Raw genomic sequence first — 15,345 nt, 5'->3', positions numbered from 1 at the left:
GTCCGGGGCGGGGCAGAACATCTGATGCCCGTCCGCCGCGGGTGACGCAGGATTCGACAGATTCGACGTCGTCGGGGGCTTGTGTCGGATGTGTGTCCTCGGTTACCTTGCTGCGGCAGTCAAACGATTGAACGGAGGTGGCCGTGGAGCTGGCACTCAGTGGGCGCCGGATCCTCGTGACGGGGGCCGCCGGGGGACTGGGACGGGCGATCGCGGAAGGCCTCGCCGGTGCCGGAGCCCGCGTGGCGGCGGCCGACCTGCGCGAGGACGGGCTCGCCGGGGCAGGGGCGGTGCCGCTGGCGGCCGACCTCGCCGACCCCGACCAGGCCCGCGCCCTGCCCGGACGGGCGGCCGAGGCGCTCGGCGGCCTGGACGGGCTGGTCAACTGCGCCGGTGTCATGCAGACCAAGCCGCTGGCGCAGCTCGACCCCGAGGAGTGGCGGCGGGTGATCGACCTCAACCTGACCTCGGTGTTCCACGTCGTCCAGCGGGCCGCCGAGGTCATGGACCGCGGGGCGATCGTCACGCTGGCGTCGGTGGCCGCGCGGTCGGGACGGCCGGACGCGGCGCACTACGCGGCGTCCAAGGCGGCGCTGCTGTCGCTGACCAAGTCGGCGGCGCTGGCCTACGGCCCGGCGATCCGCGTCAACGCGGTGTGCCCGGGAGTGTTCATGACGCCGATGTGGGAGGGGATCATCGCCGAGCGCGAGCGGAGGTTCGGGGCCGGCGCGGGCCGCCGGTACCTGGACGAGGTGACCGCGGCGAGCGCGCTGAAGCGGGACGGGCGGCCCGCCGAGCTGGCCGGCGTGGTGGCGTTCCTGCTCAGCGACCTGGCCTCGTACGTGACCGGGCAGGCGGTCAATGTCGACGGCGGACTGGAGATGGACTGATGGGGCAGGCGTTCCGGCTGCTGTCCGCGCTGTACCACGACGAGCCGATGCTGGAGATCTGGTCGCCCGAGGCGACCGTGGCCGACTGGCTGCGGGTGGAGTCGGCGCTGGCGCTGGCCCAGGCGGAGACCGGCCTGCTGGCCCGGGAGGACGCGGAGGCCATCGCGGCGGCCTGCCGCCCGGAGCTGATCGACCTGGACGAGCTGTGGGAGGGCGCCCGCACGGTCGGGTACCCGATCCTGCCGCTGGTCCGGCAGATCGCCGGGCAGCTGCCGCCGGGCCCGGACGGGCGGGTGCACTACGGCGCCACGACCCAGGACATCATGGACACCGGCCTGGCGCTGCAGCTCGTCCGGTCCTGCGACCGGCTGGTCGAGCTGGCGCTGGAGCTGGGGGACGCGCTGGCCGCGCTGACCGAGTCCGGCGCCGGCCTGGTGGTGGCCGCGCGGACGCACGCGCAGCAGGCCGTCCCGACCACCTTCGGTGCGAAGACGGCGGTGTTCCTGGGCGAGGTCACCCGGGAGCTGGCCGAGCTGCGCCGGCTGCGGCCGGTGGTGGGCGTGGTGTCGCTGTTCGGCGCGGGCGGCACCAACGCGGCGATGGGCGAGGACGCGGCGCGGGTGCGGGCGGGGCTGGCCCGGCGGCTGGACCTGGTCGACACCGAGGTGCCCTGGCACGTGGCGCGCGACCGGGTGGCCCGGTTCGGGCAGGTGTGCTCGCTGCTGGCCGCGACCTGCGTGCGGTTCGCGCGGGAGGTGGTGGACCTGTCCCGGACCGAGGTCGGGGAGGTCGCCGAGCAGGACGGGCACCACCGCGGCGCCTCGTCCACGATGCCGCAGAAGGCCAACCCGATCTCGTCCGAGGCGGTGATCGGGTACGGGGTCGCGGCGTCGGGCGCGGCCGGGCTGCTGGCGCGGGCGATGGAGGCCGGGCACGAGCGCAGCTCGGGGGAGTGGCAGATCGAGTGGCTGGCCGTGCCGCAGGTCGCGGAGTACACCGCCGCGGCGGTGCGGCTGACGGCCGGGACGGCGGAGTCGCTGCGGGTGTTCCCCGAGCGGATGCGCGCCAACCTGCGGCTGGACGGCGGCCTGCTGATGAGCGAGGCGCTGATGATGCGGCTGGCCCCGGCGCTCGGCCGGGAGAAGGCCCACGACCTGGTGTACGCCGCGGCCGTCCGGGCCCGGGCCGAGGGGGAGGACCTGGTCAGCGTGTGCGCCCGGGACCTGCCCGACGACCTGCGCGAGGAGATCGGCCCGCTGGACCCGTCCGGCTACCTGGGCGAGGCCGCCGCGGTCGCGTCCGGCGCGGTGCGGGAGTGGAAGACGGTACGGAACGGAGGAGGGGATTGATGGAGGTCCAGGGGAGGCTGGCCGACCTGCACGCCATGTGGCGGATCCGCGCGCTCGAGGAGAAGCTGCGCGCGATGCGGCTGGACGGCTCGGTCGTCGGCTCGGTGCACCTGAGCGTCGGCCAGGAGGCCGGACCGGTCGGGGCGTGCTCGGAGCTGCGGCCCGAGGACGCGCTGTTCGCCACCTACCGGGGGCACGGGTGGGCGCTGGCGCGCGGCGTCCCGGCCGAGGCGATGCTCGCCGAGTTCGCGGGGCGGGCCACCGGCGTGAACGGCGGCCGGGGCGGCTCGGCGTACTTCACCGCGCCCGAGCACGGGTTCCACGGCGAGAACTCGATCGTCGGGGCCGGGCTGCCGATCGCGGTGGGCGCGGCGCTGGCGGGCCGGTTCGACGGCAGCGGCCGGGTCGCGCTGACGGTGTGCGGCGACGGAGCCCTGAACCAGGGCGCCTCGCACGAGGCGCTCAACATGGCCGCCGCGTTCCGCCTGCCGGTGGTGTTCGTCTGCGAGAACAACTACTGGTCGGAGCTGACCCCGATCGACGAGATGGTCGGGGAGCCGGAGCTGTGGCGGCGGGCCGCCGGGTACGGCATGGCGGGCGAGCGGGTGGACGGCAACGACCCGTCCGCGGTGCGCGCCGCCGTCCGGACCGCCGTGGCGCGCGCCCGGGACGGCCAGGGCCCCACCCTGCTGGAGCTGATGACGCAGCGGCTCGTCGGCCACTACATCGGCGACGCCGAGCAGTACCGGCGGCCGGGCGAGCTGGACCGGGCCCGCGAGGAGGAGCCGATCGCCCGGCTGGCCCGGGAACTGGAGGCGGCGGGCGTGCCGTCCGCCGAGATCGAGGACGCGCGGACGCGCGCCGAAGCAGAGATGGAACGTGCCGCCGCGGCCGCGCTGGCCGCTCCCCCGGCCGACCCTCAGAGCGCGAAGGACCACGTGTATGCCTGAGCTCACCGCCACCAGGCCCAAGGGAGAGGCCCCGGTGGCCGAGACGCGCCGGCTCAAGTACGGCGAGGCCGTCAACGCGGCGCTCGCCCGGGTGCTGGCGGAGCTGCCCGAGACGCTCCTGTACGGCGAGGACGTCGGCAAGCCCGGCGGCGTCTTCGGCGTGACCCGCGGGCTGCGCCGGAAGTTCGGCGACCGGGTGTTCGACACGCCGATCAGCGAGGCCGCGATCCTGGGCAGCGCGGTCGGGGCGGCGCTGATGGGCGCCCGCCCGATCGTGGAGATCATGTGGGCGGACTTCTCGCTGGTCGCGCTGGACCAGCTGGTCAACCAGGCGGCCAACGCCCGGTACGTCTCGCGCGGCGCGGCGCCCGCCCCGATCGTCGTCCGGACGCAGCAGGGCAACGCGCCGGGCGCGTGCGCGCAGCACTCGCAGTCGCTGGAGGCGCTGTTCCTGCACGTCCCGGGGCTGCGGCTGGCGATGCCGCGGACCGCGCAGGACGCGCACGACGCGCTGGTCAGCGCGGTGCACGCGGACGACCCGGTGATCGTCGTGGAGAACCGCTCGCTGTACTTCGGCGACAAGGCCGAGGTGGAGCTGGGCGGGGCGGCGCGGCCGATGGGCTGGTCGCACCTGCGCCGCCCCGGCCGGGACGTCACGGTGGTGAGCTGGGGCACGGTCACCTCGCAGGCGCTGGCGGCGGCCGAGTCGCTCGCCGCGGGCGGGATCGAGGCCGAGGTGCTCGAGCTCACCTGGCTGAACCCCCTCGACCTGGACGCGGTGCTGGCCAGCGTGGCGCGCACCCGGCGGCTGGCGGTGGTGCACGAGGCCAACGTCACCGGCGGCTTCGGCGGCGAGATCGTGGCGCGGGTCGCGGAGGCGGGGATCGCCCTGGACGCGGCGCCGCTGCGCGTCGGCGCCCCGGACGTGCGGATCCCCGCGGCGCCGGTGCTGGCGGAGCCGCTGCTGCCGGACGCGGGGTCGATCGCCGCGCGGATCTCCGCGCACGTGTCGGGACAGGTCTCCGGGTCCGCGCGCTGAGCGGGCCCGGCCGCATTAGTCAATCGTTAGAACGGAGGTGCCGCGATGGCACGCAGACAGGTCGTGGCGGCCGTGGCGGCCGCGCTGGCGGCGGTGGCCCTGGCGTCGGGTTGCGGGCAGGCGGAGGAGGGCGGCGGAACGCCGGCGGCCGCGGGCAAGAAGGACCTCACGGTCGGGATCTCCACGCTCGGCCTGAGCTTCCCCTTCCCCGCCGCGATCAGCAAGGGCATCAAGGCCGAGGCCGCCCGGCTCGGCGTCAAGGTGACCGAGGTGGACGCGCAGGGCAAGGCGGAGAAGCAGTCCAGCGACGTCCAGGACCTGGCGGGCCAGCGCCCGGACGGGGTGCTGCTGCTCCCGGTCGACTCGGGCGTGGCCACCGGCATGGCCGACCAGCTCAAGAACGCCGACATCCCCACGGTGGCGGTCGCGTCCCAGGTCGGCGACCCCAAGACCCGGCAGCTGAACGACGTCTACCCGGGCCTGGCCGCGCTGGTCACGCAGGACGAGTACGGCGCGGGCCGCAAGGCCGGCGAGCTGGCGGTCAAGGCCGTGCCCAAGGGCGGCGCGATCGCGGTCGTGGAGGGCGCCGCCGGGTTCGCCGAGACCCAGCAGCGGTTCCGCGACTTCCTGGCCCCGGCCAAGCAGGCGGGCGTGAACTTCAACGTCGTCGCCCGGCAGCCCGGCGACTGGGTGCCGGACAAGGCCCAGTCCGCCTGCCAGAACATGCTGGCCGCCCAGCCCCAGATCAAGCTCTTCTACGCCGAGAGCGACGACATGGGCGTGGGCTGCGCCAAGGCCGTCAAGGCGGCGAACTCCGACGCCGTCGTCATCGGGGTCGGCGGCTCCAAGCTCGGCACCGACGCGGTCAAGGCCGGCGAGCTGTACGGGACCGTCTGCTACAAGCCCGAGGACCTGGGCAAGCGCGCGATGCAGGTGCTGCACGAGCAGCTCACCGGAACCAAGAAGTACAACGCGCAGTTCGTCACCTACGAGACCCCGCCGATCACCAAGGACAACGTCGGCGACTGCCAGCCGCAATGGTGACGGGCACCGACCACAACGGCGCAGGCCACCACGGGGACGAGCCGCTGCTGCTCCTCGACGGCGTCACCAAGACGTTCCCGAACGGGACGCGGGCGCTGCGCGGCGTCTCCCTGGAGGTGCGCCCCGGCAGCGTGCACGGGCTGATCGGCGCCAACGGGGCGGGCAAGTCCACCCTGGTCAAGATCATCTCGGGGACGCATCCGCCGACCGGCGGGACCCTGCGCTGGGCGGGCCGCGACCGGCGCTGGCGCGATCCCGGCGCGGCGCGGCAGGCCGGGATCGCGACCATCCACCAGCACGTCCCGCTGGTGCCGACGCTGACCGTCCTGGAGAACGTCTTCCTGGACCGGCGCGGCGCCTGGCGGACCCCGCCCGCGCTGCGGGAGGAGTTCGCCGCGCTGGTCGACCGGCTCGGCTACCCCGTCGACCCGGACGCCGTGGTGGACGACCTGCCCATCGGCGTCCGGCAGATGGTCTGCGTGCTGCAGGCCCTCGCGGCCGGCGCCCGGCTGGTGATCATGGACGAGCCGACCGCCTCGCTGTCGGAGCAGGAGCGGCAGGTGGTGTTCGGCGCCGTCCGCCGGCTGTCGGCCCAGGGCACCGCGTTCCTGTACATCTCCCACTTCTTCGACGAGATCTTCGAGCTGACCGACCGGGTGACGGTCGTCCGGGACGGCACGACCGTGCTGGCCGAGGCCACCGCCGAGGTGACCGAGGGCATGCTGGTCCGCGCCGTCACCGGCCGCGAGCTGCTGGCCGTCGAGCGCGCCGGCGGCGCCGAGCCCGACCCGGACGCGCCGGTGGTGCTGGAGGTCGCCGGGCTGTCGTCGTCGGTGGGACTGCGGGACGTCTCCTTCGAGGTCCGCGCGGGCGAGATCGTCGGCATCGCCGGGCTGCTGGGCGCGGGCCGGTCGGAGATCATGCGGGCCGTCTTCCGGGACGACCCGTCCGCCACGGGCGCGGTCCGGGTGAACGGCGCCGCGGTGGGCCGGTCGGCGCGGGCCGCCGTGGCGGCGGGCATCGCCTACGTGCCCGAGGACCGCGCGGGCCAGGGGCTGCACGGCGGCCTGCCGATCTGGCAGAACGTCAGCCTGCCCGACCTGGCCCGGCTGTCGCGGGGACGGCTGGTGCCGCGCACCGCCGACGAGCGGGAGCGGGCCGCGCGCGCGGTCGCCGACCTGGGCATCGTCACCGCCGGCGTGGACGCGGTGCCCGGCGAGCTGTCGGGCGGCAACGCCCAGAAGGTGGTGTTCGCCAAGTGGATGTACGCCGACCCGCGCGTGTGGCTGCTGGACGAGCCGACCGCGGGCGTGGACGTCGGCGCCAAGGCCGACCTGCTGAAGCTGGTCCGCCGCTTCGCCGCGCAGGGCAGGGCGGTCGTCATCGTGTGCTCGGAGTTCGAGGAGCTGCTGTCGGTGGCCACCCGGGTGCTGGTCGTCCGGGGCGGGCGGATCGTCGCCGAGCGGCGCGCGGCGGACACCGGCGAGGAGGAACTGCTCATGCTGGCCCACGGCCTGCGGGCGGAGCCGAGAACGGAACAGGAAGAAGAGGTGCGCCATGAGCGCTGAAGCCACCCCGGGCCGGTGGCGGCTCCCGGCCGCGCTGCGGCTGGGCAACGCGGGCGTCGTCTACGCCTTCGCCCTGCTCGTCATGGTCCTGACCTTCGCCGGGCAGGCCCAGGGACGGGTGTCCTACCTGGGGCCGACCAACGTCGCGAACATCCTCGACCAGACGACGCTGATCGGCATCCTGGCGATCACCACGACGATCGTGCTGATCAGCGGGAACTTCGACCTGTCGGTGGGCGCGGTCGCCGCGCTCGGCGCCGCGGTGTGCCTGAGCCTGTCCGACGCGATCGGGTTCTGGCCCGCGCTGGCCCTCGCCCTGGGCTCCGGCGCGCTGGTGGGGCTGTTCAACGGCGTGGTGGTGCAGTACGTCGGCATCAACGCCTTCATCGTCACGCTCGGCACCATGACCGCCGTGCGCGGGCTCGTGCTGATCGTCACCGACGGCCGCACCGTGACCGCCCCCGACGGCGCGGCGCGCGAGGGGCTGCGCGCCATCGACGGCGGATCGTGGATCACTCCGAACCTGTACCTGCTGGCCGGGCTCGTCCTGCTGGCCGCGGGCGCCTGGCGGGCGGCCCGGACGCGGAACTGGAAGGCGCCGCGGGCGCTGGTGCCGCTGGCGGCCGGGATCGCGCTGGTCGCGGCCTCGCCTCTCCTGATCTTCACGATCCGGATCACCCAGCGCACCCTGTACCTGCTGGTGCTGGCGGTCGTGGCGGCCTGGGTGCTGCGCTACACCACGATCGGGCGGCGGCTGTACGCCAGCGGCGGCAACGCCGAGGCCGCCCGGCTGTCGGGCATCGCCGTCGACCGGTACCGCGTGGTGGCGTTCGTGCTCAACGGCACGGCCGCCTCGTTCATCGGCGTGCTCTACGCCGCCCGGCTCGGCTCGATCAACCCGACCGGGCTGTCGGGGTTCGAGCTCACCGCGCTGGCCGCCGCCATCCTCGGCGGGACCTCGCTGTTCGGCGGGCTCGGCAGCGTGTCCAAGTCGCTGGTGGGCGCGCTGATCCTGACCACGCTGAAGAACGGCTTCAACATCCTCAACCTGGGCGCGAACTGGCAGGGCCTGGTCGAGGGCGTGGTCCTGATCGTCGCCGCCGGCGTCTACACGGTGTCGCTGCGGCGCCGCCAGACCCGGCGCATCCGGGAGGCCGAGACGCCCGCCGCCTCGGGACCACCGGGCGAGCAGGGACCACCGGGCGGGCAGGGCCCGCCGGGAAAGGAAAAGGAGCCGCCGCCTGAGAAGGTGGTGGCGTCCACGGCCGCCGAGCGCAAGGAGGGGTGAGGGCATGCTCACCGCCGTCTGGCACTTCAGCTTCCACGTCGCCGACCTCGACCGCTCGGTCGCGTTCTACCGCGACGTGCTGGGCATGGAGCTGGTGCACGTCCAGGACCAGGACAACGAGTACACGCGGGCGCTGGTCGGCTACCCCGACGCGCGCCTGCGGGTCGCCCAGCTCGCCGTCCCGAGGCGGGATCCGGCGCGGGTGAGCACGCACGACCTGGAACTGGTGGAGTACGTCGTCCCGCGCGGCGAGCGCCAGGACCCCGCCCGCCACCACCCCGGCGCCGCCCACATGGCGTTCGCGGTGGACGACATCGACGCCGAGCACGCCCGGCTCACCGGCCTGGGCGTCCGGTTCGTCTCCCCGCCCAACCGGATCACGGCCGGGGTCAACGCCGGCGGCGCGGCCTGCTACTTCCTCGACCCCGACGAGATCACGCTGGAACTCGTCCAGCCGCCCCCGCGCGAGGGGAGGGCCGGATGAGGATCGCCCTGCACAGCGTCCTGCGCGAGGGGCGGGAGGAGGACTACGACCGGGAGCACGCGACGGTCCCCGGCGACCTGCTGGAGGCGCTGCTGCGCGCGGGCGTCCGCGACTGGACGATCTGGCGCAGCGGCCGCCACCTGTTCCACCTGGTCGACGCCGACGACTTCGCCCGCGCCCTGGACGTCCTGGCCGGCGACCCCGCCGACCATGCCTGGCAGCGGCACATGGCCGCGTTCGTCGAAGGCTTCGAGCCGGGCGCCGACGAGCGGACCGGCGCGCTGTCCAAGGTCTGGAACCTGCGCGAGCAGAGCGGCGCCGGAGGAGAGGAGCAGGCGACATGACCGCGACGGCGCGCACGCCGATCATCGACGCCCACCAGCACTTCTGGAACCTGGACCGGGTCGCCTACCCGTGGCTGACCCCCGACCAGGGCCCGATCCACCGGACGTTCGAGGAGCCCGACCTCCAGCCCCACCTGGACGCGTGCGGGGTCGACGGGACGGTGCTCGTCCAGTCGGCCGACTCCTACGAGGACACCGACTACATGCTGGAGGTCGCCGACCGGTGGCCGCGCGTGCGCGCCGTGGTGGGATGGGTGCCGCTGCTGCGCCCGGACGAGGCCGCGCGCGCCCTCGACCGCTACCGCCGCGATCCCCGCTACGCCGGCGTCCGGCACCTGATCCACGACGAGCCCGACCCCGACTGGCTGCTGCGCCCCGAGCTGCGCGACGGCCTGGACGCGCTGGCCGAGCGCGGCCTCACCTTCGACGTCGTCGCGGTGCGGCCGCGCCATCTGGAGCACGTGCCGGTGCTCGCCGAACGCCACCCCGGGCTGCGGCTGGTGATCGACCACCTGGCCAAGCCGCCCATCAAGGAGCGGGGCCGGCGGCCGTGGGCCGACCTGCTGGCCGACGCCGCCGCCTTCCCCAACGTGTCGTCCAAGGTGTCCGGCCTGAACACGGCCGCCGACTGGGAGACCTGGACGGCGGCCGACCTGCGCCCCTACGTCGAGCACGCGCTGGAGCTCTTCGGCGCGGACCGCCTGATGTTCGGCGGCGACTGGCCGATCTCCGTCCTGGCCGGCGGCTACCGCAAGGTGTGGGACGAGACCGCCGGGCTCCTCGACGGCCTCGCGCTCACCCCCGCCGACCGCGCCCGCCTCCTCGGCGGCACCGCGATCGACGTGTACCGCATCCCCGAACCGCACGAGAAGCCCGAACGAGGCCCGACCCATGCTTGAGCTGTTCACCCCGATCGCCGACCAGGCGCGGATCACGGTGCCCGAGCACCACCGCCGCCCGATCGCCGTCGTCGGCGCGGGCGCGATCGTCGACGTCGCGCACCTGCCCGCCTACCGCGCGCACGGCCTGCCCGTCCGCGGCCTCTTCGACCTCGACCAGGACCGGGCGCGGGAGGTCGCCGCCCGGCACGGCGTCGAGCGCGTCTACGCCTCGCTCGACGAACTGCTCGCCGACGAGGCGGTGGAGGTCGTCGACATCGCGGTCGTCCCGACCGCGCAGTCCGCGGTCGCCCGCGCCGCCCTCGACGCGGGCCGGCACCTGCTGTGCCAGAAGCCGCTGGCCCCCGAGATGGACGAGGCCCGCGAGATCGCCGACCTCGCCGAGAAGGCCGGCCGCCGCGTCGCCGTCAACCAGCAGCTGCGCTGGGACGAGGGGATCGCCGCGGCGCGGGCCATGGTGCGCGCCGGCTGGATCGGCACCCCCACCGCCATGTCGTTCACCGTCGACATCAGCACCGACTGGAGCGGCTGGGGGTGGCTGATGCGCTCGGACCGGCTGGAGATCATGTACCACTCGATCCACTACCTGGACGCGGTCCGCTCCATTCTCGGCGACCCGGTGCGCGTGTTCGCCGCCGCGTCCCGCACCCCCGGGCAGGCCGCGGCGGGGGAGACCCGCACGATCAGCACCCTGCTGTTCGGCGGCGGCGCCCGCGCGGTGCTGCACGTCAACCACGAGAACCGCACCGGCGACCAGCGCGCGGAGTTCCGGATCGACGGCGACAAGGGCGCGATCCGCGGCACGCTGGGGCTGCTGTACGACTACCCGCACGGCCGCCCCGACACCCTGGAGGTCAGCAGCGCCGTGGCGCCCACCGACGGATGGGCCCCCTACCCGGTGACCGAGCGCTGGATCCCCGGCGCGTTCGCCGGGCCCATGGCGGCGCTGCTGCGCTGGATCGCCGAGGACGAGCCGTCTCCCACGTCGGCGCGCGACAATCTCGGTACGCTGGCCCTCGTCCAGGCTCTGTACGACTCCATCGAAAGCGGCGAGGCTCGGCCACTGTGACCCGGTCCACCGAGGATGGCGTCCGGCGCACCCGCCGGGTGACGCTCGCCGACGTCGCGCGCAGGGCCGGGGTCGACAAGGCCGTGGTCTCGCGCGTCGTCAACGGCGACCCGCGGCTCAACATCCGTGACGAGACCCGCGCCCGGGTGCACGCGGCGCTCAAGGAGCTGGACTACCGGCCCAACGCGGCGGCGCGCAGCCTGCGCACCGCCCGGACGGGCACGGTCGGCCTGTTCATCCCCGACTTCGCCAACCCCGTCTACGCCGAGATCATCACCGGGGCGGAGGCCGCCGCGGCCACCCGCGACTGCGCGCTGATGGTCGGCTCCTCCACCGCCGGCGGCGGCGCCCGCGGCTACCTCGACCTGCTCGGCCCCGGCCGCGTGGACGGGCTGCTGCTGGCCGGGGGCGCGATCACCGACGAGGAGCAGGCCATGCTGGCCGACCGCGGCCTGCCGTGGCTGTTCGTCAACCGGCGCGGCCGCACCTCCGGCCGGCACGTCATCCTGGACGACGGGCTCGCCGCCCGGATGGCCGTCGAGCACCTGCTGGAGCTCGGGCACCGCCGCATCGCCCACGTCGGCGGCCCGGCCGGCGCCGACACCGCGTTCCGCCGCCGCGAGGGCTACGCGGCGGCGCTGCGCGCGGGCGGCCTGGAGGAGGACCCGCGGCTGATCGTCCAGGGCGACTACGGGCCGGGCGGCGGCGCCCAGGCCGTCCACCGGCTCCTGGAGGGGCCCGAGAGGCCGACCGCCGTGTTCGTCGCCAACGTCACCTCGGCGATCGGGGTGCTGAGCGCGCTCCAGGCGCACGGGCTGGAGGTGCCGGGGGAGGTGTCGGTCGTCGCGGTGCACGACCTGCCGCTGGCCGAGCACCTCGTCCCGCCGCTGACCACGGTGCGGATGCCGCTGCAGGCGCTGGGCGCCCGCGCCACCGAGCTGCTGCTGTCGGTGCCGGCCGACCACCCCGTCGAGGAGGTCGTCCGCGACCCGATCGAACTGGTCGTGCGGCGCTCCACCGCCCCGCCCTCCTGATAGAACGCGGCGGCCGCGGCACCCTTCCGGGTGCCGCGGCCGCTCCGTCATTTCCGGCTATCGCCTCCCGACCATCGTGAAATAGCTCGAGCTGCCCTGCCCCGAAACCCCGGAATTAGGTCCGAGGGTGACGCGCCCGGCCGGGAAGTCCTTCTTGAGGATGACGAACGTGGTGTCGGTCGTCTTGACGGTCGCGCCCGTTTCCGTGAAGCCGTCCTTTTCCAGCCATCCGGGCCACCAGGTGCCTTTGCCGCGTGCGTCGAAAGCGACGTGGACGGTCGCCGGCGCCTTCAGGTCGAAGGTCAGGTAGCCGGCGGGCGAGGTCATTTTGGAATCGTTGTTGGCACCGCGGATCAGTTCCGCACCGTTCAGTTCCGCGGGCAGCTCCGAGATCACGTAATGGCGGTCGACGTGCGTCGTCGCGCCCTGCTCCGCGCGCACCAGCGGGCGCAGCTTGTCCGGGGCCACCACGCTCACGAGCTCGCCCGGGATCTGCGGCACGCTCGTCTCGACGCCCAGCGTCCGGTTGCCCAGGTGCCGGACCTCCGTCGCCGGCTCCCCGGTGACGCCCTGGAACCGGAACGAGGAGACCGGGCGGTCGACCCGCTCCACCAGGTAGGAGTGGCCCTTCTTGACGCGCAGCGGGATCACCCCGGCGTCGGTCGGACCGGCCAGCGGCCTGCCGCTGACGCCGTCCGCGACCCGCACCTTCCGCCCCGGCCACGGGTTCTGGATCCGGAGGTCGTCGTCGCGCGCCGCCTGGACGCCGACCACGCCGGTCTCACCGCCCTTCACCTCCGCGCTGACCCGGTGCCCGCCCTGGACCTGCACCGAACCGGCCACGTCCCAGCCCTTCGGCCAGGCCGACGCGACCCGCACCACGCCCTCGTAGGACTGGACGAGCGACTCCTGCACGGCCGACGACACCACCGCGCCCCAGCCGTTGTAGTAGTTGCTCTCCCGCAGCGCGTCGGCGTTCTTCCCGTGCGCGGTGAACCCGCTCGGGAAGACCTGGAAGTCCTTGGTGCCCTGGATGAGCAGGTTCTTCACGTCCTCGCCGCGGCCCAGCCGGGCCGCCTGCAGCGCGTCCTCCGACCACTCCCGGGTCTGGACGTAGACGCGGTTGCGGAACGTGGACTGCATGAGCGCCGAGTCCTGGCCGTACACGCCCCAGGGGAACAGCACCTCGGTGTCGGGGTTCTGGGTGTTGCGGCCCTGCTCGTCGGTGCCCGACCACGCGATCACCTGCTCGCCGTTGCGGGTGACCGTGCGGAAGTCCGGGATCTTCGGCAGCGTCGCGCGCAGGTCGCGCGCCAGCGTCCGGTCGCCCCGCCCGTCCGCCAGCCCGGCCACGATCGGGAAGATCACCCGCATGGCCGCCAGGTCGGGGGCGGGGTCGGAGGTGTCCCACTGGGTCTCCAGCGCGTTCACGTTGTGCAGGTGCAGCTTCCCGTCGTCGCCCTCCTCGAGGATCGACAGGTAGAAGCGCGTCACGTCCCGCATGAGGGGATAGGACTCGTCCAGGATGGAACGGTCCCCCGTGTACCGGTACTGCAGCCAGAGGTTGTAGACCACCTCGGGCCCGGTCGTGACGATCCGGTTCAGCCAGTCGGGCGGCCTGGTGCTGTCGCAGGCCTCGGCCGTGCCGGTGTAGCGCAGGAACTCGGCCACGCACACGCCCTCGGAGCCCTTCCAGTGGGCGCGGGTCCACGCCCGCATCTCCTCGAGCCGGTCGAGGTACAGCCGGAAGTACGGGGTGTTGAACTCCTCGGTGTCCGCGCCGAAGTTGGTGTAGACGGGCTGCCGCAGGTTGAAGTGCCACCAGTGGTCGGCGGACCAGTGCACCGCGTCCTTCCACGGCGAGAACATGTTGATCACGCCGCCATGGCTGCTGGGGACGGGGCCGCGCATCGTGGCCGCGGTCATGTAGAGCTGCTGCGCGCGCAGGTTCTCCATGTACTCGCCGGAGCCGTCCGCCGAGGTGATCCGCATCGGCGCCGCGCCCGCCCAGAACCGGTGCCACCACGTCCGGTGCGCCCGGTCGATCCCGGAGCCCCCGGACCCGGCCAGTGCCGTGCGGGCCGCCTTGCCCAGGTCACCGCCGGTGTAGGAGGGGACGCCGGTGACGATGCGGAACCCGCCGTCCGGCCGCGGCTTGAAGCTCACCCGGACGGTGCGGGCGTCGACGACCTCGGCCTTGACGTCCCGGCCCAGCGCGGTGACCGCGGCGACCGCGCCCGTCCTGCCCTTGGACTCCTCGTCGGTGAAGGTCTCGGCGAGCGCCGCGGTGCCCTTGGCGGCGTGGGCGGTGGGGGTGCGTCCGTCCCAGAGCCGCAGCTCCGCGGTCTGCGTGACGTTCGGGTCCGCGCCGGTGACCTCCAGGACGAACTGGTCCTTGTCCGCGCGCACGTAGCTGCGGGCCGACATGCCGCCGCCCTGCTGGACGAGGTCGGCGTCGTGCAGGCGCAGCCGCCCCCGGTAGTCGGACGCCCGCATCAGCGGGAACAGCCCGGGGACGGTCAGCCGCCCGGCCGACTTCAGGTTGGGAAAGGTGTCGGCGCGATTGAGCTGCGCGCTGAAACCGTCCTCGGCCCAGACCGCGGCGCCGAGCGTTCCGTTGCCCGCGGGCATGCTTTGGTACGCCTGCCACGACGGTTTTTCCAGGACCAAGTCAGAACGTGAGACGACTCCGCCGGTGTCGACGCGGAGTGCGCCGTTCCGCCAAGCCGTGGTGCCGCCGGAATGGGGTTCCGCGGCGACCGCCGGAACGGCGGCGAGCGTCGTGGAAAGCGCGGCGGCGGCGAGTATCGCGATCCCGCTTCGCCTCATGGGCGCCGTCTTTTCAAGGGGACCCTCCTCGGGTTGGTCAATCGATTGACCAAATTTTCCCATGACGCCGAAATTCCGGCAAGAATGGCACCCGCTCCCCGCCCCCGGCCGCAGCGCCCACCCCCGGTGACGCCGATCACATCCATGCAGGTCAGCGCGGTGGACGGGGTACGCTCGACGACGCGAAAGTGATCTGGATCACACAGCCGTCAGGCGCCCTCCGGCTCGCGACCGAGCGCCGGGAAGCCCGCCCACCTGACAAACACGCGTCCAGAACGGCCGGGCGCACCGTGGTCGTCAGCGGCGCCCGAGCTTGGCGAAGATGTTGCCGATGTGCTTGTCAGCGGCTTTGCGGCCGGGTGGCCGGCGACCGTGGCGTTGCCGGAGGCGCAGCCTCTGACCATGGGTCAGGGATCGAGCCTCCGGACCACGTGCCGGTGGGAGCGGAGCGACCGCGTCGGGGGTTCCAGGGGGTCGCCCCCTGGGGCGATATGACGAGAGCCCGGTGGGGAGGGAGGTGCAGTCCCCGGCTGCACTGGGCCCAGGGATCGAGCTTCC

The 15,345-nt window shown here is 74.0% G+C and carries 13 protein-coding genes; 12 read left to right on the top strand and 1 reads right to left on the bottom strand.

Going from position 1 to position 15,345, the window contains the following annotated elements:
* Positions 1-143 precede the first annotated feature (143 nt).
* From ACZ466_RS02160 to ACZ466_RS02105, 12 genes are read left to right on the top strand one after another with little or no spacing between them, the layout of a single operon-like run.
* Positions 144-890: an SDR family NAD(P)-dependent oxidoreductase gene (locus tag ACZ466_RS02160; RefSeq protein WP_378287810.1), complete on the top strand. Its 747-nt coding sequence runs from the start codon at positions 144-146 to the stop codon at positions 888-890.
* Positions 890-2,239: a class-II fumarase/aspartase family protein gene (locus tag ACZ466_RS02155; protein ID WP_378287809.1), complete on the top strand. Its 1,350-nt coding sequence runs from the start codon at positions 890-892 to the stop codon at positions 2,237-2,239. The genes ACZ466_RS02160 and ACZ466_RS02155 overlap by 1 nt, the downstream gene beginning before the upstream one ends.
* Positions 2,239-3,189, top strand: coding sequence for a thiamine pyrophosphate-dependent dehydrogenase E1 component subunit alpha (locus tag ACZ466_RS02150; protein WP_378287808.1), 951 nt, complete (start codon positions 2,239-2,241; stop codon positions 3,187-3,189). Before ACZ466_RS02155 ends, ACZ466_RS02150 begins: the two co-directional genes overlap by 1 nt.
* Positions 3,182-4,228, top strand: coding sequence for an alpha-ketoacid dehydrogenase subunit beta (locus ACZ466_RS02145; protein WP_378287807.1), 1,047 nt, complete (start codon positions 3,182-3,184; stop codon positions 4,226-4,228). Before ACZ466_RS02150 ends, ACZ466_RS02145 begins: the two co-directional genes overlap by 8 nt.
* A gap of 45 nt (positions 4,229-4,273) precedes the next feature.
* Positions 4,274-5,272: a sugar ABC transporter substrate-binding protein gene (locus ACZ466_RS02140; RefSeq protein ID WP_378287806.1), complete on the top strand. Its 999-nt coding sequence runs from the start codon at positions 4,274-4,276 to the stop codon at positions 5,270-5,272.
* Complete coding sequence (locus tag ACZ466_RS02135; RefSeq protein WP_378287805.1) at positions 5,266-6,840, top strand: sugar ABC transporter ATP-binding protein; 1,575 nt, start codon at positions 5,266-5,268, stop codon at positions 6,838-6,840. Before ACZ466_RS02140 ends, ACZ466_RS02135 begins: the two co-directional genes overlap by 7 nt.
* Positions 6,830-8,128 carry an ABC transporter permease gene (locus ACZ466_RS02130; protein WP_378287804.1) on the top strand — a complete coding sequence of 433 codons (1,299 nt, stop codon included), beginning with the start codon at positions 6,830-6,832 and terminating at the stop codon, positions 8,126-8,128. Before ACZ466_RS02135 ends, ACZ466_RS02130 begins: the two co-directional genes overlap by 11 nt.
* Positions 8,129-8,132: 4 nt before the next feature.
* Positions 8,133-8,612, top strand: coding sequence for a VOC family protein (locus tag ACZ466_RS02125; RefSeq protein ID WP_378287803.1), 480 nt, complete (start codon positions 8,133-8,135; stop codon positions 8,610-8,612).
* Positions 8,609-8,956 carry an L-rhamnose mutarotase gene (locus tag ACZ466_RS02120; RefSeq protein ID WP_378287802.1) on the top strand — a complete coding sequence of 116 codons (348 nt, stop codon included), beginning with the start codon at positions 8,609-8,611 and terminating at the stop codon, positions 8,954-8,956. Before ACZ466_RS02125 ends, ACZ466_RS02120 begins: the two co-directional genes overlap by 4 nt.
* Complete coding sequence (locus tag ACZ466_RS02115; RefSeq protein ID WP_378287801.1) at positions 8,953-9,855, top strand: amidohydrolase family protein; 903 nt, start codon at positions 8,953-8,955, stop codon at positions 9,853-9,855. The genes ACZ466_RS02120 and ACZ466_RS02115 overlap by 4 nt, the downstream gene beginning before the upstream one ends.
* Complete coding sequence (locus ACZ466_RS02110) at positions 9,848-10,924, top strand: Gfo/Idh/MocA family protein (protein ID WP_378287800.1); 1,077 nt, start codon at positions 9,848-9,850, stop codon at positions 10,922-10,924. The genes ACZ466_RS02115 and ACZ466_RS02110 overlap by 8 nt, the downstream gene beginning before the upstream one ends.
* Positions 10,921-11,958 (top strand): LacI family DNA-binding transcriptional regulator, encoded by a 1,038-nt coding sequence (locus tag ACZ466_RS02105; protein ID WP_464042736.1) that lies wholly within the window; start codon positions 10,921-10,923, stop codon positions 11,956-11,958. The genes ACZ466_RS02110 and ACZ466_RS02105 overlap by 4 nt, the downstream gene beginning before the upstream one ends.
* Positions 11,959-12,015: 57 nt before the next feature.
* Here ACZ466_RS02105 and ACZ466_RS02100 read toward each other — a convergent pair whose 3' ends face one another.
* On the bottom strand, positions 12,016-14,787 hold the full coding sequence (locus ACZ466_RS02100; protein WP_464042734.1) for a glycosyl hydrolase family 95 catalytic domain-containing protein: 2,772 nt from the start codon (positions 14,785-14,787) through the stop codon (positions 12,016-12,018).
* Between the last annotated feature and the right edge of the window lie 558 nt (positions 14,788-15,345).

This window comes from Actinomadura rugatobispora (assembly GCF_055379765.1).
This window is presented reverse-complemented; position numbering and strand designations above follow the sequence as displayed.